This window comes from Paenibacillus sp. 01T424 (assembly GCF_056398745.1).
Map to the genome: position 1 here is coordinate 47,271 of NZ_JBFTPZ010000025.1, position 23,576 is coordinate 70,846.

18 protein-coding genes are annotated in these 23,576 nt (G+C 46.7%); 2 read left to right on the forward strand and 16 right to left on the reverse strand.

Annotated features, from left to right (window positions below; translation table 11 throughout):
- From AC1DPK_RS18940 to AC1DPK_RS18970, 7 genes are all read right to left on the reverse strand, one after another.
- The gene (locus tag AC1DPK_RS18940) at positions 1-723 is read right to left on the reverse strand and encodes a (Fe-S)-binding protein (protein WP_477511313.1); all 723 of its coding nucleotides are present in this window, start codon (positions 721-723) and stop codon (positions 1-3) included.
- Between the two features lie 1,311 nt (positions 724-2,034).
- Positions 2,035-2,793 carry a DeoR/GlpR family DNA-binding transcription regulator gene (locus AC1DPK_RS18945; RefSeq protein WP_477511314.1) on the reverse strand — a complete coding sequence of 253 codons (759 nt, stop codon included), beginning with the start codon at positions 2,791-2,793 and terminating at the stop codon, positions 2,035-2,037.
- 37 nt (positions 2,794-2,830) lie between these two features.
- Entirely contained in the window at positions 2,831-4,300 is a 1,470-nt protein-coding gene (locus tag AC1DPK_RS18950) for a rhamnulokinase (protein WP_477511315.1), read from the reverse strand.
- Positions 4,297-5,517 carry an L-rhamnose isomerase gene (rhaI, locus tag AC1DPK_RS18955; RefSeq protein WP_477511316.1) on the reverse strand — a complete coding sequence of 407 codons (1,221 nt, stop codon included), beginning with the start codon at positions 5,515-5,517 and terminating at the stop codon, positions 4,297-4,299. Before rhaI ends, AC1DPK_RS18950 begins: the two co-directional genes overlap by 4 nt.
- A 31-nt stretch (positions 5,518-5,548) precedes the next feature.
- Positions 5,549-5,920 (reverse strand): sensory rhodopsin transducer, encoded by a 372-nt coding sequence (locus tag AC1DPK_RS18960; RefSeq protein WP_477511317.1) that lies wholly within the window; start codon positions 5,918-5,920, stop codon positions 5,549-5,551.
- 13 nt (positions 5,921-5,933) lie between these two features.
- On the reverse strand, positions 5,934-8,003 hold the full coding sequence (locus AC1DPK_RS18965) for a bifunctional aldolase/short-chain dehydrogenase (protein ID WP_477511318.1): 2,070 nt from the start codon (positions 8,001-8,003) through the stop codon (positions 5,934-5,936).
- A gap of 256 nt (positions 8,004-8,259) precedes the next feature.
- Complete coding sequence (locus AC1DPK_RS18970; protein WP_076266748.1) at positions 8,260-9,165, reverse strand: ArsR/SmtB family transcription factor; 906 nt, start codon at positions 9,163-9,165, stop codon at positions 8,260-8,262.
- Between the two features lie 183 nt (positions 9,166-9,348).
- Between AC1DPK_RS18970 and AC1DPK_RS18975 the strand changes: the two genes are divergently transcribed.
- The gene (locus AC1DPK_RS18975) at positions 9,349-10,515 is read left to right on the forward strand and encodes an iron-containing alcohol dehydrogenase (protein WP_076266747.1); all 1,167 of its coding nucleotides are present in this window, start codon (positions 9,349-9,351) and stop codon (positions 10,513-10,515) included.
- 16 nt (positions 10,516-10,531) lie between these two features.
- A complete protein-coding gene (locus tag AC1DPK_RS18980) occupies positions 10,532-11,359 on the forward strand; it encodes an aldo/keto reductase (RefSeq protein WP_339203654.1) in 828 nt (275 codons plus the stop codon).
- Positions 11,360-11,421: 62 nt separating this feature from the next.
- Here the strand turns inward: AC1DPK_RS18980 and AC1DPK_RS18985 are convergent, their stop codons facing one another.
- The 9 genes from AC1DPK_RS18985 to AC1DPK_RS19025 form a co-directional block, all read right to left on the reverse strand.
- Positions 11,422-12,582, reverse strand: coding sequence for a sn-glycerol-1-phosphate dehydrogenase (locus AC1DPK_RS18985; RefSeq protein ID WP_477511319.1), 1,161 nt, complete (start codon positions 12,580-12,582; stop codon positions 11,422-11,424).
- 84 nt (positions 12,583-12,666) lie between these two features.
- Complete coding sequence (locus AC1DPK_RS18990) at positions 12,667-14,547, reverse strand: substrate-binding domain-containing protein (protein WP_477511320.1); 1,881 nt, start codon at positions 14,545-14,547, stop codon at positions 12,667-12,669.
- Positions 14,544-15,755 carry a response regulator gene (locus AC1DPK_RS18995; RefSeq protein ID WP_477511321.1) on the reverse strand — a complete coding sequence of 404 codons (1,212 nt, stop codon included), beginning with the start codon at positions 15,753-15,755 and terminating at the stop codon, positions 14,544-14,546. Before AC1DPK_RS18995 ends, AC1DPK_RS18990 begins: the two co-directional genes overlap by 4 nt.
- A 24-nt stretch (positions 15,756-15,779) precedes the next feature.
- Positions 15,780-17,552 carry a cache domain-containing sensor histidine kinase gene (locus AC1DPK_RS19000; protein ID WP_477511322.1) on the reverse strand — a complete coding sequence of 591 codons (1,773 nt, stop codon included), beginning with the start codon at positions 17,550-17,552 and terminating at the stop codon, positions 15,780-15,782.
- Between the two features lie 117 nt (positions 17,553-17,669).
- Positions 17,670-18,719, reverse strand: coding sequence for an ABC transporter substrate-binding protein (locus AC1DPK_RS19005; protein ID WP_441881490.1), 1,050 nt, complete (start codon positions 18,717-18,719; stop codon positions 17,670-17,672).
- A 70-nt stretch (positions 18,720-18,789) separates the two neighbouring features.
- The gene (gene yjfF / locus AC1DPK_RS19010; protein ID WP_076266740.1) at positions 18,790-19,818 is read right to left on the reverse strand and encodes a galactofuranose ABC transporter, permease protein YjfF; all 1,029 of its coding nucleotides are present in this window, start codon (positions 19,816-19,818) and stop codon (positions 18,790-18,792) included.
- The gene (locus tag AC1DPK_RS19015; RefSeq protein ID WP_441881494.1) at positions 19,818-20,825 is read right to left on the reverse strand and encodes an ABC transporter permease; all 1,008 of its coding nucleotides are present in this window, start codon (positions 20,823-20,825) and stop codon (positions 19,818-19,820) included. Before AC1DPK_RS19015 ends, yjfF begins: the two co-directional genes overlap by 1 nt.
- Positions 20,797-22,332 carry a sugar ABC transporter ATP-binding protein gene (locus tag AC1DPK_RS19020; RefSeq protein WP_477511323.1) on the reverse strand — a complete coding sequence of 512 codons (1,536 nt, stop codon included), beginning with the start codon at positions 22,330-22,332 and terminating at the stop codon, positions 20,797-20,799. Before AC1DPK_RS19020 ends, AC1DPK_RS19015 begins: the two co-directional genes overlap by 29 nt.
- Before the next feature lie 165 nt (positions 22,333-22,497).
- Positions 22,498-23,550, reverse strand: a complete 1,053-nt coding sequence (locus AC1DPK_RS19025; protein WP_477511324.1) for a Gfo/Idh/MocA family protein — start codon at positions 23,548-23,550, stop codon at positions 22,498-22,500.
- Positions 23,551-23,576 lie beyond the last annotated feature (26 nt).

Below are 23,576 nucleotides of genomic sequence, written 5' to 3' on the forward strand. Positions count from 1 at the left end.
TTATTTCACCCCTTCATATAGCAGCTCAGCCAAGTGCATAACACGGACGGGTTCGTTGCGATAACGCAGGTTTCCAGCAATGTTGAGTAAACAAGCCATATCTAGCCCGACCAACACTTCCGCTTCCGTCTCCAGCACATGATCGACCTTCTCGGTCACCATTGCTCCAGAAATATCAGCCATCTTGACAGCGAATGTTCCGCCAAAGCCGCAGCAATCCTCAGCAAATGGGAGAGGTACGAGCTCAAGTCCCTTCACATTCTGAATAAGCGCAAGCGGCTCATCCTTTACGCCAAGTATCCGACTGCCGTGGCAGGAAGGATGATATGTCACTTTATGAGGAAATGYAGCGCCAACATCGGTAACGCCGAGCACCTGCACCAGAAACTGTGTAAATTCATAAGACTTGCTCTGAAGCTTGTTGGCCCGTTTCAGCATGACCGGATCATCCTCGAACAGCTTCGGATAATGGTGAATCATTCCCGTGCAGGAGCCTGATGGTGAAATAACGAAGTCGCTGTCTTCAAACGCATCCAATATCGTTTTGGCAGACTCCCTCGCTTCCTTCCAATAGCCGCTGTTGTAGGCCGGCTGTCCGCAGCAGGTTTGTACCGTCGGAAACTCTAATGAAACACCGTACTTTGCCAGCAAGCGCACCATCGCTTCGCCGACCCTTGGATATAACGCATCGCTTAAGCAAGTAATAAATAATGAGACCTTCATACCCGCACCCCTTTCGTAACTTATACTTTTATAATATCAGGTTATCAGACAAGTTTGGTAAAATTTTTTATGTGAAAAATGTTTTAGATGTAAGAACACATATGCGCTTTACAGCTCTCTTTCGTAGGTAACCAGACTGTTAAGTTGCTCAATAAGCACCTATTGGTGCTTACAAGCACTCTGAAACGCCTCTTTTACCGCTGTAAGAACACATATGCGCTTACAGCATTCTTTCGTAGGTAACCAGCCTGTTAAGTTGCTCAATAAGCACCTATTTGTGCTTACTAACACTCAGAAACGCCTCTTTTACCGCTGTAAGAACACATATGCGCTTAAAGCTCTCTTTCGTAGGTAACCTGCCAGTTAAATTGCTCAATAAGCACCTATATGTGCTTACAGACTCTCAACAATGTAACTTTTAACGCTGTAAGAACACATATGCGCTTAAAGCTCTCTTTCGTAGGTCACCTGCCTGTCAAATTGCACAATAAGCACCTATATGTGCTTACAAGCACTCTGAAACGCCACTCTTACCGCTGTAAGAACACATATGCGCTTAAAGCTCTCTTTCGTAGGTAACCAGCCTGTTAAGTTGTTCAATAAGCACCTATATGTGCTTACAAGCAATCAGAAACGCTACTTTTACCGCTGTAAGAACACATATGCACTTACAACTCTCTTTCGTAGGCAACATGCTTGTTAAATTGCTCAATAAGCACCTATTGGTGCTTTCAAGCACTCTGAAACGCCACTTTTACCGCTGTAAGAACACATATGCGCTTAAAGCTCACTTTCGTGGGTAACCAGCCTGTTAAGTTGCACAATAAGCACCTGTTTGTGCTTACAAGCACTCAGAAACGCCACTTTTAACGCTGTAAGAACACATATGCGCTTACAGCATTCTTTCGTAGGTAACCTGCCTCTTAAGTTGTTCAATAAGCACCTATATGTGCTTACAAGCACTCTGAAACGCCACTCTTACCGCTGTAAGAGCACATATGCGCTTACAGCATTCTTTCGTAGGTAACCTGCCAGTTAAATTGCTCAATAAGCACCTATTTGTGCTTACAAGCACTCAGATACTCCACTTTTACCGCTGTAAGAACACATATGCGCTTAAAGCTCTCTTTCGTAGGTAACCAGCCTGTTAAGTTGCTCAATAAGCACCTATATGTGTTTACAGACACTCATGAACGTGACTTTCAACGCTGTAAGAACATATAAACTCTTACAGCTCACTTTCGCCAGTAACCCTATACTATACAACAATAATGGCGCTGCGCTTCTACTGAAGCCAGCGCCACCTATGCTCTACACCTTTGTAACGGAAATTTGTTTTTCCTTAAGCTGCGATAAGATCGCTGCTGGCAGCCGCTCATCCGTAATAATTGCATCTACATCATCTAAATCTGCCACATGGGTAAACGCTTGAACACCGAACTTGCTGGAGTCGGCGACCAGAATGACTTGATCCGCCATACCTACCATTTTGTGCTTGATGCGTGCTTGCAGCTCGTTCGACTCGCTTACGCCGCGCTCCAAATGGACACCTTTGCAGGAGAGAAATGCTTTATCCACATGATATGCATCAAGAGAACGCTCGGCTAACGGACCAACATAGGACAATGAACGCGAAGCCAAAATGCCGCCCGTCGAGATGACTTCAATCTTCTCTTTGCTGCTCAGCTCCATCGCAACTTTGATGGAGTTGGTTAGCACCGTTAGAGGAATATCCGGCATGCTTGCCGCCATATACCAAGCCGTCGAGCTCGCATCAAGCAAAATACGCTCATTCGGCTGAATCAACTTAATCGCTTCCACAGCAATTCGTTTTTTCTCCTCCGCATGCGTAATCTCCCGCTCGAAATACGGAATTTCCGGCTGCTGATCCTTTACGCTAACCGCACCGCCATGGGAGCGGCGCAAACGTCCGGCTTGCTCCAAGCGGTCAAGGTCACGCCGAATCGTTTCCTCGGTCACCTGACATAGCTCGCTCAGCTCCGTAACCCGGATGCTGCCTCTCTCATTTACCAGCTGTACAATTTTATCGTATCGTTCATGGACCAGCATAACGTACCTCTTTCTTACTTATATTTGTATTCGCTGCTTAAGCGATTCCTGTTGTTTCTTTAAAAGCACGATATGCGCTCTCCCAAGCCTCATGCTGCTCTGGCTCATACACATCAACTGGGAATGACTCGCGTATCACTTTGCGCGCTTCCCAAATGTCAGCAAGCTGACCATTGGCAATCCACTGCAAAATCATGTTGCCTATTGCGCTGCCTTCCACGGGTCCTGCCCACACCGGCTTGCCAATCGCATTTGCAGTCCATTGGCAGAGCAGCGTATTTTGAATGCCGCCGCCAACCATATGCAAACCGCTGAACGCTTGACCAGACAATTGCTCTGTTAACTCTAGCACATTTCGGTACTTCAAGGCTAAGCCCTCCAAAATACACCGAACAATCGCCCCTGTATCAGCAGGTGCCGTCTGCCTTGTGCGCAAACAATACTCCGTTATTCTAGCAGGCATATCACCCGGGTGCAAAAACAACGGATCATCCGGATCAATAAACGCAGCAAATGGCTTAGCTTCTTCGGCAAGCTTTACTAATTCGGGGAACGTATAAGAAATTCCTGCCCGCTCCCATGAACGTCTGCATTCCTGCAAAATCCACAGTCCCATAATGTTCTTCAGCAAACGATACGTGCCATAAACGCCGCCTTCGTTCGTAAAGTTTAGCTGCTGCGACAATTCATTAATGACTGGCTCGTCGACTTCTGTACCCATAAGCGACCAAGTGCCGCAGCTTAAGTAAGCAAATGACTTTTCAAGAGCAGGCACTGCGGCAACCGCTGAGCCCGTATCATGCTCCGCTGCTGCATAAACAGGAACGGACTCTATGCCAAGCTCCTCGCAAAGGGAAGCTCGCAAGCTGCCAACCTTCGCCCCTGGCTGTACAACCTCACCAAACAGTTCCGGCGAAATGCCAATCGAGCGAATCAGTTCCTCGTCCCAGCTGCCAGCAACAGGGTTATACAGCTGCGTTGTCGTTGCGTTGGAAAACTCATTATATTTCTCACCCGTCAAAAAATATCGGAGCAAATCCGGAATCATTAGAAAATGTTTGGCATCCCGCAGCAGCGGTGAATCTGCCTTCTTCAAAGCAGCCAGCTGGTAAATCGTATTAAACGGCAGAAACTGAATACCCGTCTTCGCAAATATCCCCGTTGCCGTCAATTCCTCTACTACCTGCTCCATTACGCCATCCGTATGATGATCGCGATAATGATAAGGATTGCCAAGCAGCTCCCCATTGCTTCCTATCAAGCCAAAATCAACGGCCCAAGAATCAATCGCAAGGCTGTCCAGCCTAATGTCGCGATGCTTAACTAGCAGCAGCGCTTGCTTTAACTCATGAAGCAGTCGCAAAATATCCCAGTGCAGTCGATCGCCGACCTGCACCGGATCATTGGAGAACCGGTGCAGCTCCTCTACCTCGATCTTGCCATTATTCAGCCTGCCAAGCAGCGCTCTTCCGCTGCTTGCTCCGAGATCGTAAGCAAGGATGGTCACCAGCTGGCACCGCCCTTGCCTCTCGCCAATATGTCTTTGCCATAGCTGCTGCTTAGGTATACTTTCATTGGATCATGCGGCAAGCCCTGCTCTTCGCGAATCGTGTGCAAAAGCGGTGTAACATCGAATTCGAATGCGCGGCGCACAGCATCCTCAGCGCCAAGAACATCATTGCGTTCAGCAGCATCATTTACTTCATCATGGTTAATGAGCAGCGCCTTTGCCAGCTGGGTTTGCACATTCAGGACGGAGCGGAGCATGGCAGGGATTTTTTGCTCGATATTATGCGACTGGTCAATCATATAAGTAATGCTCTCTGCATTGCCGCGAACACCTGCATCCGCATCGCCTGCAGCACTCAAGATTTGATAGAAAATCAAGAACAGCTCATAAGGATTCACAGAACCTACAATGAGATCATCATCCGCATATTTGCGGCTGTTGAAGTGGAAACCTCCCAAACGTTTCTCGTCCAGCAAATAAGCAACGATATGCTCGATGTTTGCGCCTGGCAGATGGTGGCCAGTATCAACAAGCACTTCCGCTTGCGGCCCTAGCTTTTGCGCCAAGTTGTAAGCCATGCCCCAGTCGGCAAGATCCGTATGATAGAACGCCGGCTCGAAACATTTGTATTCAATGAGCATACGCATGTCCGGCGTCATTGCACTATACATTTCGGCCAAAGCTTCCTGCATCCAAGCTTTACGCTTGCGGATATGTCCTTGACCTGGATAGTTTGTACCGTCGGCGAACCATAAGCTAAATTCACGCGAGCCCGTTTCCTTGGCAATATCCACGCATTCAAGCAAGTGATCAGTCGCTTTCCGGCGCACTGCAGCATCGGAATTCGTTACGCTTCCAAGCATATAGTCTTCATCTTGGAATAGATTCGGATTTACCGCTCCAATCGAGAGTCCAAGATCTTCCGCATGGCTTCTAAGCTTGCCGTAATCCTCTACCTTATCCCAAGGAATATGGATAGCGATAGACGGAGCGATTCCTGTCAAACGATGCACCTGTGCAGCATCCTCAAATTTCTCAAACGGATTGCGAGGCACGCCTTCCTTCTGAAATACCTTAAAACGAGTACCGGAATCACCATAGCCCCATGAAGGGGTTTCGATTTTGAGCGCTTTCAATTTTGCTTTTACCTCTTCAATGTTAATGCCTCTTTCTTTCTGCTGCTCCTCAAAAAACGTATAAGCGCGATCAGTCATTATGGAACACCCTCTCATTTATATTTTCAACCTATTTGATTGGAAAAGCCATCGTAGACATCAACGTATTCTCTGCCTGCGTCGAATCTAATCTGCTGTATTGTACAATGATTGGAATATTGCTCAGCACCTCAATGGCGTAAGGAACGCCGATTGGAATCGACGCCCCTTCCTTCATTAATGTGCTGGTGCGTATATGGTTTGTTCGTCTGCCAGGAACAACAACTTGAATATCTTCCATCGGCTCGCGATCCTCAAAATAAATCGTAATATGAATAATGGCTTCTTCGGTGGAGCAATTCAACACGCATATCGATTCATGGCTGGTAAGCGTTCCCGTGCTGTCTGGCGGTATATAACCATCCGGTATATACCAAGATTTCTCGCCTCTCCCTTGGATCATATCGCCTAACCTCCTAACGGGTGAATGCAGCGGGTACGCCGCCGTCAATAGTTAACATACAGCCTGTCGTTTTATCTGCTTTGGAGGAGGCAAAAAATGCAATGCCCTCTGCGATGTCGCGCGGATAAATGTTGACGAGCAGCGTCGTGCGCTTGCGGTAGTATTCTTCCAGCTGATCTGGCTCAATGCCATAAGCCGCTGCACGTTCATTGCGCCAGCTGCCGTTCCAAATCGCCGACCCCTGCAAAATCGCATCCGGCAAAATCGTATTTACACGAATGCCGAATTCGCCGCCCTCAGCTGCGATGCAGCGTGCCAAATGAGCTTCAAGCGCCTTGGCTGAGCTATAAGCTGATGCATTTTTACCCGCGTACACAGAGTTTTTCGATCCGATGAACACCATGTTGCCGCCAATGCATTGCTGCTTCATTAATTTAAACGCTTCGCGAGCGACCAGGAAATAACCTGTTCCAAGCACATTCATATTCAAATTCCATTCCTTAAGCGATGTCTCATCGAATGGGCTTGAAGTCGCAAGACCAGCGTTGTTTACGATAATGTCCACGCCGCCGTAAGCAAGTGCTGTCTCTGCATAAGCAGTTTTGACCTGCTCTTCGCTCGTTACATCCATTTTCACTGCTGTTGCTCGGCATTCGCCAAATTTCTCGTTAATCTCTGAGGCAACCTTTTGCGCGCCTTCAAGATTAAGATCTGCAAGCACAACATGCGCACCCTCTGATACTAAACGGCGTGCTGTTTCACTTCCGATACCGCCAGCGCCGCCTGTAATGAAAGCAACCTTGCGTGAAAATTCCGTTTCAGCTGGAGCAAGAGACAATTTGTATAGCTCTAATGGCCAGTATTCCACGTTGTACGACTCGTTCTCGCTAAGCGATACGAAATCACCTAATGCTGTTGCGCCGCGCATCACGGCAATCGCACGGTGGTATAGCGCTCCGCTCACTTGTGCCATCGCCCAGCTCTTGCCGGTGTTGATCATACCGATACCCGGAATTAGAATTACGCGAGGCGCTGCTTCAAACATGACGTCGCCTTCATTTTTGTTGCGTTCAAAATAAGCTTTATATTGCTCTTTGTATGCAGCGATTCCTTCTGATAGTTTCGCCTTCAAACCATCGATATCCTCTGCATTTGGCTTCCAGTCAATAAACAATGGAACAACCTTCGTATGCACCAAATGATCCGGGCATGCAGCGCCGACCTGCGATAATGTTGGAGAATTATTCCCGCTTACGAATGCAAGCACATCCGCTTCATCGTCAAATGTCAAAATCATCTTCTTCGCATCGCTCACTGCGCCGCGAATTGTAGGCATAACCTGTGCAGCTACGCTTTTGCGAACATCGGCTTCGAGCACCTCGTATTTCACGCCGCCAAACAACGAAGCCTCGTCAAAACGAGATTCAATGAATGCCTCTGCCTCGGAAATGATTTTGATCGTTTGTGCGTAACATTCCTCGCTTGTCTCGCCCCAAGTAACAAGGCCGTGCTTTTCCATCAGCACTAGCTCGGCATTTGGATTGGCAAGAACACCTTCGGCAATCATTTTGGAGAGATTGAAGCCTGGACGTACATAAGGAACCCAGACGAAACGGTCGCCGAAAATTTCCTTCGCAAGCGCTTTGCCGTTATCCGCACAGCACAAGCTAATAATAGAATCGGGATGTGTATGATCCACATGTTTGAATGGAAGAAAAGCATGCAATAGCGTTTCAATTGACGCACGCGGGTGCTTCGAATCGATCATGCAGTTGACAAGGTAAGCAACCATCTCTTCGTCCGGCATTTCAGCACGTTCAAATAATGGACGGATATCATCCATCCGCAGTCCAGTAAAATTGCCTGCTTTCATAGAAGCAAGATCCGAACCGCTGCCCTTTACATACATCACTTCAACGTCGCGACCGCGGAAATCTTTTACGATTGTTTTGCTAGACGTATTGCCGCCGCCGTAATTGCAAACTCTGCGATCTGCACCAATGATGTTGGAGCGATATACGAGCTCAGCCAATCCGCCTTCCAACTGCGATGCTTTTTCGTTTTCCCACAAACTTTGTACCATGGATATACCTCCGAATGATGTTTTGTATTTGTTTGAATCGATCATATCACATTTGTTTCTGTTTGAATACGATTATTTCAAACACAAACAAAAATGTATATTTGTCGTTTTCTTTTTATTTTTTTGACTAAACAAGCTATTCCCACAGTTACGGGCAGCAAGCATGTACTTAGTGGACAAACAAAAAAAGATGCCCCTCAAGGTTGTAAAAAACCTAAAGGGGCATCTCTTCATTATATACACTGCGCAGCATGCCTTACTGGCAGCGCAGCGTCACTTCAATATCTTGGTTATAATTCCCGAATCCTTTGCCAAACAGCGTAACGCCGCCGCAATTTCTCGTCGTTGTGCTGGATGAGATGCGGAATAAAATTTCTTTGTCATAAGCGAGCATTAGCTCGCCAATCGTAACATCAGATACTTTTATCCCGTCAATGTAAGATCCTTGCTGATTGACGCGAATCGTTTTCATAAATCCATACTGAATATTTTTATGCCACCACTCGGGAGTATACAACCCTCGTGAGCTTCCAAAATCGCCTGGATACGTCCACGTTCCAACACCGACACCGTTAATCGTAAAAGCAATATCCGATGGCAGGTGGTTGACGCTGCAAGGCGTGTCCGAACAGATCTCCATCGCAATTTCGAGCGACTCTGGCATTTCGTTATTCACCATATAATTAGGTATACGGTATTCCACAAATCCTGAACCGAACCATAAGACTTTGGCATGGACATGCTCTGGATCGGCAAAATAACGTGGATCATCGCACATCCCGATCATTTGAGTATCGGATGCCAGTCCACAGGTTGGTTTAATTTGGTACGATGAATAATGTCCCACGGGAAGTGAAACCGAGTAACGCTTCGTTTCGTCCGTGACGGGTTCACTCTTAAAAACCAACATCGCCTGCGACAGCTGGAGATGGCATATCTTTTGCATGCCGCGCTTGCCCGCCACGCTTTCGCTGCGAACAATGCCGGCTTCCTCCAGCATATGAATATGTCTTGTAACGATAGGAGACTTTATATCTAGCGCCTCGGATAAGCTTTTTATATTCATAGGCTGCACGCCTAGCAATTCAATCATTTTGACCCGTGTGTGTGATGAGAAGCATTCAAGAAACTTCATATTGCGGCTGCTCACTTCAATTTCCATTGCTGCTTCCCCTGTCTCTAGCTAATTTCAAATCATTATATAACTAAAAAGTTATCCTTTCAACACTTCCCTGCTCCACCTTGACTTATGGAGTAGAATTCACTAAAATAAACGGCGTATACATAACTCAAAAGATATTTAGTTACCTTTTTAGTTATCTAAATAGTTTTAGGAGGAATTAAGATGAACTCATTTCAATTCGTTAATCCAACTCATATTGTGTTTGGTGAAGGTACAGCCAAGCAAGTAGGCCAATTAACCTCCAAATACGGCAAAACGGTCCTGCTCGTTTACGGATCAGGCAGCGTCAAAAAAACAGGCTTGTACGATCAAACCGTAAGCCTTCTTCAAGAAGCTGGCATCAAAGTGCACGAGCTTCCTAATATTGAACCAAACCCGCGTTTAACTACCGTCAAAAAAGGGATCGACATTTGCCGCGCGGAAGGCGTTGATTTCATTCTAGCTGTTGGCGGAGGCAGCGTTATTGATGCAGCCAAAGCTATCGCTGCAGGTGTTCCTTATGAAGGCGATGTATGGGATTTCTTCACAGGCAAAGCTGTTATTCAAAAAGCGCTTCCACTTGGTACGATTTTGACACTGGCTGCAACAGGTTCGGAAATGAACGGCTCTTCGGTCGTTACGAACTGGGAAGAAAACTTAAAGCGTGCTTTTGGCAGCTCGCATACGTATCCTGCATTCTCGATTCTCGATCCTACGCTTACGTACACGGTTCCTCGCAACCATACCGTTAACGGCGCTGTGGACATCATGTCACATGTGTTCGAGCAATATTTCAGCTTAACGCCAAATACTCCGCTGCAGGAGCGCTTCTGCGAATCCATTTTGCAAACGGTAATTGAGAATGTTGAGCTAGCTCTTGAAAACCCTGAGGATGCGGCTGCTCGCGCGAACCTTATGTGGTGTGGTACGATGGCTTTGAATGGCGGTCTTATCAGCGTTGGCATGAGCAATGACTGGGCTTCGCACGGCATTGAGCATGAAGTCAGCGCCATTTACGATATTCCGCACGGCGCGGGCTTGGCTGTTATTTTCCCGAACTGGATGAAGTACGTTTATGAAGAGCGGGTGGATCGTTTCGTTCAATATGCAACTCGTGTATGGAATGTGAATCCAGAAGGCAAATCAGACAACGAAATCGCTCTTGAAGGCATTCAAGCCACTCGTGATTTCTTCACGAAAATTGGTGCTGAGTCACGTCTTGCCGACTTCGAGATCGGAAGCGACAAACTGGATCGCATGGCTGAGGAAGCTGTACGTTATGGCACGATTGGTTCATTCAAGCGTTTGGAAAAACAAGATGTTAAAGCTATTTTGGAATTATCACTTTAACTGGAGGTTACGATAAATGACTCATGCCCTAACAGCACATACCACATTAAGTAACGGAGTAAAAATGCCTTGGCTTGGTCTTGGCGTATGGAAAGTGAAAGATGATGGCGAAGCGGAAAGAACGGTCGCCTCTGCGATTGAAGCTGGTTATAGAAGCATCGACACAGCAGCAGCTTACAATAATGAAGAGGGTGTTGGCGCTGGTATTCGCAACAGCGGGATCGCGCGCGACGAAATTTTTGTAACGACAAAAATTTGGAATGCTCATCAGGGCTACGATTCCACGCTGACTGCCTTTGAAGACAGCAGACGGAAACTTGGCATTGAAGTTGTTGATCTATTGCTCATCCACTGGCCTGTAAAGGATAAATACTTGGAAACTTGGCGCGCGCTTGAAAAGCTGTACCGTGACGGTTATGTACGTGCAATTGGCGTGAGCAACTTCCAAATCCATCACCTACAGGATGTCATTACAGCAGGTGAATTTGTTCCTATGGTCAATCAAGTGGAATACCACCCGCTTCTTACACAAACGGAGCTTCACACTTTTGCCAAGAGCCGCAGCATTCAGCTAATGGCTTGGAGCCCGCTTATGCAAGGAAACCTGGATCAAAGCGTGCTCGCTGATATTGCTGCCAAATACGGCAAATCGCCTGCTCAAGTGGTGCTTCGTTGGGATCTGCAAAACGAGGTCGTTACGATACCAAAATCGATTACTCCGGCTCGCATTAAAGAAAATGGAGATATTTTCGATTTCACGCTAACGTCTGAGGAAATGGCTCAAATCAGTGCGCTTAACCAAGATCACCGTTTTGGCCCAGATCCAGATAATTTCAACTTTTAAATTAAATCACTTCAAATTAATAACGGCTCCATCCTTGTTTCAAAGGATGGAGCCGTTTTTGCTTAAATGAAATTATAAACGCTTAGTAACGTATATCTGTTTGGTCTAACGAGATGGGCTTTCTGCAAACTTGCTGTGAGCAGCTCCGTATCGACCCCAAGCTCCTCCGTCGTTGTCGGACCGCCAACCTGCTTTAGCCACGCTCTAATTTGGGCTTCATCCGGAAGTGCGGCAATAGCCTCCCGTACCTTCTCAGGATTAGCTGTAAAAGCTAGACCTTCTTCTTCAGCAGCAAGCTGGTGATAAAGCTTGGAAATTTCCGCGCAGGCTACGCCAACCTTTGCACCATGCAGCAGCTGCCTTTTGCCAAGGCGAATATATTCCATTTCCCAGAAATGCGACAAATGATGCTCTGATCCGGACGCCGAATGCGATTGACCGAATAAGAGCATGGCAAGGCCTGACTCAATAAGTGCTTCAATAAGTATGCGAATGCCTTGCTGGTCACGGGTAGCAATTAACGAAGCATTCTCTACACATTTATTAAGTGCAATACGCGTAATTTCAGCAACCTCTTCTGAATAGGGCTCACCGCCTTCAGCTGCGCCAAAGCTCCAATCAAATAACGATGTATATTTTCCTAGCATATCGCCAAAACCAGCAGCTACCATGACTGCTGGCGCCGCTGCGAGGATTTCCAAATCAGCAAATATCGCATCGGGGCCAATGGCTGCGATCGTCTTCTTCTCGCCGCGAATAATAATCGGCGCTCCTTTGGAATTGAAGCCGTCAACAGATGGCGCAGTCGGAACGGATACAAAGGGAATGCCAGCTGTATAAGCGGCATAACGAGAGATATCATGTATCGTTCCTGAGCCTGCTGCAATGACTACTTGTGCTTTGCGCAGTTGAATGTCCAATAAGAGCTGCACGATCGATGCTTCATCCGCAATGACATCGCCTTGACGGTCCGCTTTTATAATCGTCACATGAACAGAAATTCCTTGCGCTGCAATGGCTTCCTCAAGTTGTTTCCCAGCAATGCTGTATGTAATCGCATCCGCAGCAATAACAACCTGACTATACTGCTTTTCCTTTATATATGGAGCTACCGCTTGAAGGGCACCCGCTTCGACAAGCAAAGGGTTTATTTCAATCGCTCGCAACGTTTCTTCATCAAAGCCTGCTGCTAGCTTTTTCACTCTATCAATAAGGTTTGACATGGGCTATGCCTCATTTCGTAGTGTAATATTTTTATTCTGCTCTTGATGGCATACCTTGTCAACTTTAACAGCACTCTCCTTCTATTAATATTCACGGCTTGCTAGCGCCATTTTGGCAGATTCCTGCGTAAAAACGCCTTCAGCAGTAATAATCTTCATCGGAAGCTCCTTGCCCTCCGACAAATCCTTAACCGCCTTCATGAGCTGAGGACCAAGCAGCGCATTGCATTCAACTGCAAAGTTAAGCTTTCCGATACTTAATGCTTTAAGAGCTGACTTTGTTGCATCAACAGAGATGATCGTAATGTCCTTACCCGGCCGCAAGCCAAAATCCTCAATGGCCTCAATAGCGCCTAAAGCCATATCATCATTATGGGAATAAACGACGTTTATCGCAGAGCCATGCCGTTTCAGCGCCGCCGCCATCAGCTCTTTGCCCTTCTTCTTCGTAAAGTCGCCCTGCAATGATTCAAGCAAGGTGAAGTTTTTATCGGTTTGGATAACCTCCTTGAACCCTTGCATCCGCCCAACAGCTGGCGCAGAGTGCGCTGTTCCTTGCAGCTCGACGAATTGATAGGTTTGTCCTTCCTCTGCCTCTTGAATCAACCATCTTGCCGCCCTTCTGCCTTCCTCGCGAAAATCTGATCCGATGTAAGCTGTCCACAGCGTATCATCGCTTACGTTCACTTCACGATCAGACAGTATGACTGGAATTCCGGCCTCCTTCGCCTCCTTCAATACTTCTTCCCAGCCGGTCTCCGTCTTCGGTGAGAAGGCGATCACATCCACCTTTTTGTTTATAAACTGCCGAATCAGTTCAATTTGTTTATCTTGCGACTGCTCCGCATTCTCATAAAGCAGCTCCACACCTGCTTCCTTTGCCGCATTAATGACCGACTTTGTATTCGCGATTCGCCAGCCGCTTTCCGTACCCACCTGTGCAAACCCTAATACTATCGGAGATTGTGCCTCTTGGAGCGTAGGCGCTGGTGAATGCGTAACGCGCGGCTCGCCCTTCCCCTCCAGTTGATTCGTTATTTTCTGACTGCGCAAAATAACCTTTTTGGGAATTCCCTTTTCTTTATTCAATATATCGACCGCATAACGAATCGCTTCCTTGCCGCCAGGGGGGCTTGTAAAAGTGCCTGTCAGCTTGTTCTCCGAGACGAGCTGCAGGCTGCCGTTTTCAGAATTGACGCCATCGATGCCGATAATATTAATATCATTCCTATCAAGCTTCTGTACTGCACGATATGCGCCAAGCGCCATGGCTTCATTATGGGCAAAGATTAAGTCAACCTCGGGTTGATCTTTTAACCAATCCGTTAGCAGATCCTCCGCTCGATCGCGCTGCCAATCCGCATTCATCGTCTGCACGATGCTAAGCTTGGAATTATGAATCGCTTCTCGAAATCCATTGCTGCGTTCTTCAACGGTCGGTGAACCGGCCAGCCCTTGCATTTCAATAATTTTACCGCCCGACTCACCCAGCGTTTCCATTGCAAATTCGCCAGCTTTTCTGCCGATCATTTCATCGTCCGTACCGACATAAAGCGTATAATCATATCCTGTCACGCCTCTTCCGAGCACGATAACAGGAATATTCTCGTAAACGGAGCTGACCGTTTGCGTGAGAGCTACTGGATCATCAAGCGATATGATGAGCAGATCGACGCCATATCCAACCAGCTTCTTCACATCCTTCGCCTGCTGCTCGCTGCTTTGCGCGGCATCGGTGAAGATAACCCGCATATCCGAGTGCCTGCTGACCTCCTGCTGAATTTCCTCATTCATGGCCACGCGCCAAGGCTCGCTCAAATTGGGCTGGGACACCCCGATCAAATAATTGTATCCGCTGTCATTTTTCGTTACCTTCTCGTTCATTACGCACGCCCGCGTCCATACTACCAAAGCCACAAAAATCAAGCAAAGGATAAGAAAACCTGCTGCCTTTCTTCCAATCATGAACGTATCCCTTTCTTATAGACCATCGGCGAGGTTCCAGTCACCTTCTTAAAGGCGCTGCTGAAATAATGCTGGCTGCTGTACCCTACCTTCTCCGCAATTTCATACACTTTGAACAAGGGATCGCTCATCAATTGAATCGCTTTCCGAATTCGAACCTCCGTCAAATAATCGATAAAAGAAAGCCCAAGCTCCCGCTTCAGCTGCTTGCTTAAATAAGTAGGACTCACCTGCACACCTTCAGCGACATCGCCAAGCGTCAGCGAAGGCATGTAGAAATTACGATCAATAAATTTTTTCGTCAAAATAACGATCGGAGACAAGCTCCCTTTGTTGCCAAGCTCTCTTGACAATGTACGGTACAGCTTTGGAAACTCTTCGATACTCTCGACTGCCTGCTGCTCAAAAATAATCGTTTTTTCAAGAAGCGCTTCCATTTTATCTTGAATTTTCTGACCTAACTTGAGCCATTCGTTATAGCTGTCTATACAGCCCATGACGATGATTTGGCCTTTCTTATCGTTAAGCACAACATGATTGCCTGCTCCATTGCCAGCAAGCAGGTCCTCTGTAATGTTTTTCAAAGCAAACTCCAGTAGGTCGCGGTCCCACACGCGCATCGCCTTGCCGGATTCCACGTTTTGAATCACCTTAAAGGCGATCATGCCGACAGCATCTACCCAGCCCAGTCTTAGGAAGGCGGTCTGATTATGAATTTCCTCAGGCGCAATAATGCCTTCCAGCCATTTCAACAAAAACGTATCCCGAATCGCGACGGAATTGGTTTTGAGCTGCTGATCCATCCATTCCAGCTTTTGCTCATTGTCTCGTTTCTGCTCAAGTTCGCTTATTGCTTTGCGCACAACAGTCTCCAGCTTGCTTTTCATTACAGGCTTGAGCATATATTCAAATACATGCAGCTTTACGGCCTGCTGTGCATAACGAAACTCATCATGTCCTGAAATAACTATGACAATGCTGCGTTCCAGCGTTTGCCGCAGCCGCTCAATGAACTCCAGCCCGTCTACAAATGGCATGCAAATATCAACAAACAAAATATCAGGCTTACGCTCCTCCGCAAGCTCAAGCGCTTGCAAGCCGTTCTCGGCTTCGCCTACCAGTTCTATGCCAAGCTCCTCCCAAGGAAGCACCTTGGCTAATCCTCTGCGAATCTTCGGCTCATCATCCGCAATAAGCAGCTTCCACATCTCCATACCCCCAGCCATTTCAAGTTATCCAACCATTAACGGTAGTTTTACCACGATTTTGGAGCCTTGTCCCCGCTCGCTCTCAATGGTAAGACCATAACCAGAGCCATATGACAGCTTGATTCGTTCATTCACATTGTACAATCCATAACCTCGATCCTCACCGCTTTGCCGGATAGCATGAAACGATTCATTCATCTGAATCAGCCGCTCCGCTTCAAACCCAACGCCGTCATCTTCAACGACGAGAACCAGCTTATTGTCTTCTGTAAAGCCATGTATACGAATCGTGCCTTTAGCCAGCTTTTCTTTGATGCCATGATAAATCGCGTTCTCGACGAGCGGCTGCAAAATGATTTTGAGCACGCTTAGCGTCTGCAGCTCCTGCGGAATGTCGATCTCGAAGGATAACTTATCCTCATATCTGGCCATTTGAATAATCAAATAACTCTCCACATGCTGTATCTCGTCGCTAAGCGGAATAACCTCTCGACCTTTGCTAAGGCTGATTCGGAAGAGATGAGTTAAGGCAACAACGATATCGACGATATCATCGGCATCCCGGTCCTGTGCCATCCACTGAATCGTATCCAGCGTGTTATAGAGGAAATGGGGTTTAATTTGTGCTTGCAATATTTTCAGCTCAGCCTCGCGTTTCTCCCTTTGCTCCAAATATACGAGATGAATCAAATTGTCAATTTCCTGCACCATATGGTTAAAGCTATTGCCCAGCTGTCCGATCTCATCTTTCGTTTTACTAGGAAAGCGCAGATGAAGCTCGCCTTCTTCTACCTTCTTCATTAAACTGCGCAGCTTCCCAACAGGACGAACGATCGCATTTGTGAAATACCAGGATGCCATAAAGGCAAGCAGCAGCGTGACCAGCGCAATGATAACGGTATAAAATTGAATGTCCGCAACGACCTGAAGCGACTCCTTAAGCGGAAACACGCCGACGATTCGCCAATCAAACTCTGGAAAGGTATTATAGATCATCTGGTATTCAAGCTCATTGACTTGGCGAATGACTTTGCCAGAGCGCCCCTCCATCCAATCGCCCGAAATGCGGTACACAATCGGATTGACTGGCGAATACACGACACCGCCATTCTCATCCATAATAAAAATAAAGCCGCTTTTCCCTAGCGATACCGATTCTACGATCGCCTGAATAATGTCTAATTTCATATCGATCAAAATAACGCCAAGCACTTGGCCGGTCAATGGGTCCTTTACGGCCCGCACGAACGACAGCACCTGATCGGCGCTTAAATTTTGCTCTGCTCTAATATTTCTCCCAATCGGATGGCTGAACAAATGAATATGCTCCGGCTGAAGAGCTGCCTTCTTATACCACTGCTCTTCCGTCATAAAATCTCTCGTAATCGGCTCTAAGCCGCTGCTTGCGAATTGGTTGTTGCGGCTCACAATCATTGCTCCCGCAATTTCTACATGCTTCTCTATATAGACCCTCTGAAGTTTCCTCACCTTAGAATCCAGCAGCTTCAGCTGCCCTGATTCGTTATTCGACCTTCTCATAAATTCGATGACCGACGCGTCCTGCGACAAATAATAAATAATGTTATCCATTTCTTTTATGTATACTTCAATGTGGTTTTTAACCTGATCCATCATTTGCACCGTATGTGCGTTCGTTTCCTCTTCAATAGCATTTTTGTATAAGGTGCTGCCCAGAATGCTGAGCGCAGCGATTGAAAATAAAATAATGATGACGAAATAAAATAAAAGCTTGAAACGGATACTACGATTCGCAAATAAACCGCTTAGCATAAACATTCAATCCGTCCTCATCAAATAATGATCATTTCCTTTGAAATGCGAAAAACGAAACTGCATAAGAGATTTTTCTCTTCTGCAGTCTCGTAATTTACCTATCTTCAATTGCCATAACGATTAATATTTGCGATTTGGCAGCGCATCGATTGCTTTTTGGCCGAAATAAACGTCCTCATCCGATTTAATCCATTTTTCGAGCGTAGTGCCAGCTTTGTAATCGAGAATCGCTTGCTTCAGCTGTGGTCCCAGCAATGGATTACATTCTACAGTTACATTCATTTTACCTTCTGCAATCGCTTCAAAAGCTGCTTTAATGCCGTCAACGCCTATAATTTTAATATCTGTACCTGGCTTCAAGCCCGCTTCTTCAATCGCTTGAATCGCGCCTAGCGCCATATCGTCATTATGTGCGTAGACAACTTGGATGTTTTTATCCTTTTTCAAATAAGCTTCCATGACCTCTTTGCCTTTGGCGCGAGTGAAATCGCCTGTTTGGGAATAAACGATTTTGTAGCCGGCTTCGCCAGCAATCGCATCCTCGAATCCTTTTTTACGGTCATTCGCTGCGCTTGCGCCTACTGTGCCTTCCAATTGAACGATGTTGACCTGAGCGCCAGCGCCAAACTCATCGATCATCCATTTCGCTGCGTTTTGACCCTCGAGAATAAAGTCAGAGCCGATAAACGATACATACAAGTCCTCATTGCCTTTTGTAATGCCGCGGTCTAGCAAAAACACTGGAATATTCGCATCTTTAGCTTCCTTCAATACCGTTTCCCAGCCTGACTCTACGACTGGCGCAAGTCCAATGGCATCTACTTTTTGGGCGATAAACGTACGGATTGCTTTAATTTGGTTTTCTTGCTTTTGCTGTGCGTCAGAGAATTTAAGCTCGAAGTTCGGATCTTCGCTAAATGTCGCTTTAACCGAATCGGTCTCAGCATCACGCCAGCCGCTTTCCGCACCGATTTGCGCGAATCCTACAACCAGCTTCTTGTTCGCTTCCGGTGGTGCTTCCGTTGCCGCATTCTCTGTTGGCTTGTTTGTTGCATTTCCGCTTGCTGGTTTGTTGCCCCCATTATTGCTGTTGTTGCCACAACCGGCGATCAATCCTACCAGCATAATCGCAGCTAGCATCGTGACGATAAACGGTTTCTTTCTGTTCATTCTTATTTCCTCCCTATCGAACTTGTATTGGCTACACTCTCAATATACAAATGTTGCAAATGTTCTGTATTTACAAATTAACGACTTTATTTTCAAATTTCGGTTTATTTTTGGAAGCTGGCAAAGCGTTTTTTTCTTTTCTCATCACAATAATCCGTTGAAAAGCCATGAAAAGAAACAATAAAAATCCAATAGTAATCTTGGTCCACCAAGAGCTGAGCGTCCCTTGAAACATAATGATCGTTTGTATAATGCCTGTACAAAGCACGCCGAGCGTTGGCCCGATCAAATAACCAAATCCGCCAGTGAGCAAAATACCGCCAATAACGCACGACGCAATGGCATCCATTTCCATACCCATCAAATGCAGCGAATAGCCTGACAGCATATAGAGTGTAAACACGATGCCCCCAATTGCAGAAAACAAACCGCTTAAGGTGTATACAAGAATCGTCGTTCGAGCAACAGGCAGCCCCATCAAAACAGCGGACTTTTCACTGCCGCCAATCGCATACACCGCCCTGCCAAAGGAGGAATACCGCCCAATCAGGAGAGCAGCGATAACAACGGCAATCGCAATGACGACACTAATCGTTATAAAATGATCGCCCCACAAATAAATTTTGTATTGGGAGAGCTTCACATAAACCGAATTGCTAATAACGATACTCTCCGTGCTGATGAGGAAGCTAATCCCTCTAGCGAGGAACATTCCCGCCAGCGTGACAATCCAAGGATGCAGCTGAAAGCGCTGAATTAAATACCCTTGCCCTGCCCCAAACAGCGTACCAATGACGAGAGCAACGATCGTTACAACAAGCGCGTTTGCCCCATGCTGGAAGAGTGACGCCGACACCATGCTGATCAGCGCAACGACCGAAGCTACGGATAAATCGATGCCGCCTTTAATAATGACGAATGCCATGCCTGTAGCCACAATAATGAGATAGGCGTTGTCTATAAATAGATTCAAAAATACTTGCATGGAGAAAAAGCCCTTGTAAAGCGCAGCACCTGATCCATACAAAATAAACAAAAGAAGCAGCGTAGCCAATACAATAATATTGTTATGGCTAATTTTCAGAGAAATCAGCTTCATTATGCCGCCACCTTCTTTTTCACCAATTTGAATGACTGCCGGAATAAGTCGGATTGAATCAAGCAGACGATAATAACAACAACCGCTTTAACGAGCAAAATGCTGGAAGGCTCGACACCCAATGAATAAATCGTCGTCGTCAAACTTTGGATGAACAAGGCTCCAAATATCGTTCCGCCAAGGTAGAAGCGTCCGCCACGCATCGAGGTTCCGCCAATTACGACAGCTAAAATAGCATCCAGCTCTATCCACAGTCCGGCATTGTTCGCATCGGCACTTGCTACGTTTGCGCTAATAATAATGCCGGCAATACCTGCGCAAATGCCCGTAATCGTATAAGCGGTCATGAAAATTACTTTAGGACGTATCCCCGCATAGCTGCTCGCTGTCTTATTGCCGCCGGCAGCCTCTAGAAAAAGTCCGAATGCGGTACGCGTTTTGAATAGATATACGAGTAAAAATACAGCCATCGCAATGAACAGCGGAAATGGCAGTCCTAGCAAATGCCCTTTTCCAATAAACTGATACGCCTTATCGTTAGTCGTAAGCACTTGCCCGCTCGTAATTAGTTGAGCGATTCCTCGGCCAATCGTCAGCAAAATTAAGGTAGCCACCATCGGCTGAATGCCAATCATTGCAACCAGCATCCCATTCCATAAGCCGCATAATAATCCTGCAAATACGCCCGCTAGAATGACAAGCCAAAGCGGATAACCATCGAGCATAAATACCGCGATAGCCCCCGAAATAGCGAGAACTGATCCTACGGATATATCAATTCCCTCTTTAGCAATGACTAGAGTCATGCCAATAGCAATAATGATGAGCGGCGATCCATTTTTCAAAATATCAATCAAATTGCCGAATAAATGACCGTCCTTCCATTCCATTCGAAAAAAATCAGGGATGACGATCAAATTGAAAAGAAACAATACAGCGAGTGCCAGAATCGGCCAAATGATTTTCTGCTTGCTTAAACTACGCGCCAATCCCGTCAGACCCGCCATACATTTCCGCTCCCTTCGCAATCATTTCCATAATAATGTTCTCGCGCATGTTTGCGCCGGCGACCTCGCCGATCTTGATCCGATCGCGTAAAACGATAATCCGGTTGCAGCATTGAACGATTTCCTCAAGCTCCGCCGATATGATGAGGATCGATATGCCTGTTGCCGCCAAATCAAGAATGAGCTTGCGGATTTCCATCTTGGAACCAACATCGATTCCGCGTGTCGGCTCATCCAGAATAAGCAGCTTCGGCTGCGTAGCAAGCCACCTCGCCAAAATAACCTTTTGCTGATTTCCGCCGCTTAGATTTTCAATCTTCTGCTCCGCGCTTGGCGTTTTGATCTTTAGCAAATCAATGTAATGATTGGCGATTTCCTTCTGCTTGCGCAGCGGTATGAATGAGAAGAGGCCTTTACGGGCTTGCAGCGCCAAGACGATATTTTCACGAATGGTAAGCTCTCCTATGATGCCTGCTACTTTGCGATCCTCTGGCGTGAATCCAAGCCCTTTCTGAATAGCTTTCTGCGGATACATCGAAGAAATAAGCTCGCCGTCAATGGTCAAGCTGCCTTCATCCGCTTTGTCGATGCCAAAGATGAGCTTAGCGATTTCTGTTCGGCCAGAGCCAAGAAGTCCTGCAAGACCAAGCACCTCCCCTTTCCCGATCTGAAGATCGATTGGATTAATGCTGCCTCGTTTGCCAAGCGAGCTGGCCTCCAAAAAGTTTTCGCCAGCCGTTCGCTCTACTGCCTTTTTCCCTGTTGCTTCTTCTACACTCCATTCCCTGCCGATCATATGGGACACAAGCTCTGTTTTGGTCAGATCCTTCGTTAAGTATTCGCCGACGAGCATCCCATTGCGCAGCACCGTAATCCGGTCGGTTACTTCATATACCTGGTCTAGGAAATGAGTAACAAATACGATCCCCATGCCCTCTTGCTTTAGAATGCGCATAACTTTGAACAGCTGTTTAACCTCATTCGCATCAAGGCTTGACGTAGGCTCATCCAATATAAGAATACCGTTCGAAATATCAACAGCTCTCGCAATGGCTACCATTTGCTGAATAGCGACCGAATAATGCGATAATGTTTGCTTAACATCAATCGCAAGGTCTAGACGCTCCAGCAGCCGTTCGCTGTCGTTGTACATTTTGTCCCAGTCTATTAATCCGCGTTTTCTGGGATGACGACCAATATAAATGTTCTCAGCCACGCTAAGATTTGGGCATAAATTGACCTCTTGATATACCGTACTTATGCCAAGCCGCTGTGCTTCCAGCGGAGATTTTGGAGCTATCGTCCTGCCTGCTAGCAACACCTCTCCAGCATCCCATTTGTGCACGCCGGTCGCTACTTTAATCAACGTCGATTTTCCTGCGCCGTTCTCTCCCATAAGCGCATGGATCTCGCCTTTCCTGAGACCAAAATCAACATTTGAAAGCGCCTTGACGCCAGGAAACGATTTGCTAATTCCTTTCATATGCAGCACATAATCGGTGCCCATGGTCCTTCACCTCTTTCCGTTTTCACCTCCAATTGTAGAAAAAACGACCATCGTTCGTATTTAGAAATATAGGTCTTTTTTTAATGAATTCGGACATTTATGCAAAATAAAAGAGCGACTCCGCAGCTATGCCAGCTCGGAGTCACTCTCTTGTTCACCTATGATTTACTTGCCTGCGGCTGCTTCCATAAAACCAGCAATTTGTACCTTTTGACCGATTTTAGCGCTCTCAAGTGAGGCCAGAACCATGGCCATACTATAAATATTGTCGCTGCAATCCGTTTCCGGCTTGCTGCCTGCCTCAAGCGAAGCGAACATATTGTCCAAACAGCCTTTATGATGCGTATTTTCCATCTCTGGAGGCTGGGATTCTACTCGTTTATAGTCGCGTATGAATTTTCCACTCTGATCGCCGCTAACCACGATCTCGGCATATGGGTTGTTATCTCCTTCCCAAATCGCTGTACCATGCTCGCCAGTTACTCTCCAAGAAGACTCCCATGTTGTGGACGCACCCTCAGCGCACCAAGACCCGCGATAATTAAATACGGAGCCGTCGGACATCTCAAAGATACAGATCGCATTGGCATTTCCTGCATACCAAGAGCCCGGAGGATTAAACTCATGACAATAGACAGAAACGGGATCGGCACCAATAATAAATCGCGCCTGATCGAAGGTATGAATCGCCATATCCAGCAGCAATGGGCTGTCCATCGCGTCGCGGAACCCGCCAAAATGCGCGCCTAGAAAAAAGTCCGCGCCTACAAAACCCGGTTTGCCAATTGTGCCATCCTCGAGCAATTGCCGAAAAGCACGAATGCGCGGATCAAATCTGCGATTTTGCATAACGGCATGCGTCCTGTCCGATTCGCTAGCAATACGTACGATTGCATTGCAATCTGCCATCGATTCTGCAAGCGGCTTTTCTCCGAAGACATGACAGCCCATCTCTAGAGCCGTCGTGCTGATTGTATAATGGCTTGCAGGAATGGTCACATCGAATACGATGGTAGCATCTGTCTCCGCGATCGCTTTTTTGATGTCTGTAAAAGTTGGACAATTAAGCCCCTTGCGTTCAGCCATCGCTTGCGCAAACTCTTCCTTAATATCAACAAGCCCGACAATTTCAGTGTCTTCCCGTTCTTTGGCGTAGTCTACCCAAGTGTTCGCCATGCCTCCGCAGCCGGCAATAACTACACGATGCTTAATCGACATTGTATTCTCTCCTTTTTTGAACTCTA

What these genes read in the sequence shown, in the direction of transcription:
- AC1DPK_RS19000 (WP_477511322.1), bottom strand. Translation starts at nt 17,552, where the DNA reads ATGTTTATGCTAAGCGGTTTATTTGCGAATCGTAGTATCCGTTTCAAG.
- AC1DPK_RS18995 (WP_477511321.1), bottom strand. Translation starts at nt 15,755, where the DNA reads ATGTGGAAGCTGCTTATTGCGGATGATGAGCCGAAGATTCGCAGAGGA.
- AC1DPK_RS18975 (WP_076266747.1), top strand. Translation starts at nt 9,349, where the DNA reads ATGAACTCATTTCAATTCGTTAATCCAACTCATATTGTGTTTGGTGAA.
- AC1DPK_RS18945 (WP_477511314.1), bottom strand. Translation starts at nt 2,793, where the DNA reads ATGCTGGTCCATGAACGATACGATAAAATTGTACAGCTGGTAAATGAG.
- AC1DPK_RS19015 (WP_441881494.1), bottom strand. Translation starts at nt 20,825, where the DNA reads ATGGCGGGTCTGACGGGATTGGCGCGTAGTTTAAGCAAGCAGAAAATC.
- AC1DPK_RS19005 (WP_441881490.1), bottom strand. Translation starts at nt 18,719, where the DNA reads ATGAACAGAAAGAAACCGTTTATCGTCACGATGCTAGCTGCGATTATG.
- AC1DPK_RS18980 (WP_339203654.1), top strand. Translation starts at nt 10,532, where the DNA reads ATGACTCATGCCCTAACAGCACATACCACATTAAGTAACGGAGTAAAA.
- yjfF (WP_076266740.1), bottom strand. Translation starts at nt 19,818, where the DNA reads ATGAAGCTGATTTCTCTGAAAATTAGCCATAACAATATTATTGTATTG.
- AC1DPK_RS18960 (WP_477511317.1), bottom strand. Translation starts at nt 5,920, where the DNA reads ATGATCCAAGGGAGAGGCGAGAAATCTTGGTATATACCGGATGGTTAT.
- AC1DPK_RS18965 (WP_477511318.1), bottom strand. Translation starts at nt 8,003, where the DNA reads ATGGTACAAAGTTTGTGGGAAAACGAAAAAGCATCGCAGTTGGAAGGC.
- AC1DPK_RS18985 (WP_477511319.1), bottom strand. Translation starts at nt 12,582, where the DNA reads ATGTCAAACCTTATTGATAGAGTGAAAAAGCTAGCAGCAGGCTTTGAT.
- AC1DPK_RS19020 (WP_477511323.1), bottom strand. Translation starts at nt 22,332, where the DNA reads ATGGGCACCGATTATGTGCTGCATATGAAAGGAATTAGCAAATCGTTT.
- rhaI (WP_477511316.1), bottom strand. Translation starts at nt 5,517, where the DNA reads ATGACTGATCGCGCTTATACGTTTTTTGAGGAGCAGCAGAAAGAAAGA.
- AC1DPK_RS18990 (WP_477511320.1), bottom strand. Translation starts at nt 14,547, where the DNA reads ATGATTGGAAGAAAGGCAGCAGGTTTTCTTATCCTTTGCTTGATTTTT.
- AC1DPK_RS18970 (WP_076266748.1), bottom strand. Translation starts at nt 9,165, where the DNA reads ATGGAAATTGAAGTGAGCAGCCGCAATATGAAGTTTCTTGAATGCTTC.
- AC1DPK_RS19025 (WP_477511324.1), bottom strand. Translation starts at nt 23,550, where the DNA reads ATGTCGATTAAGCATCGTGTAGTTATTGCCGGCTGCGGAGGCATGGCG.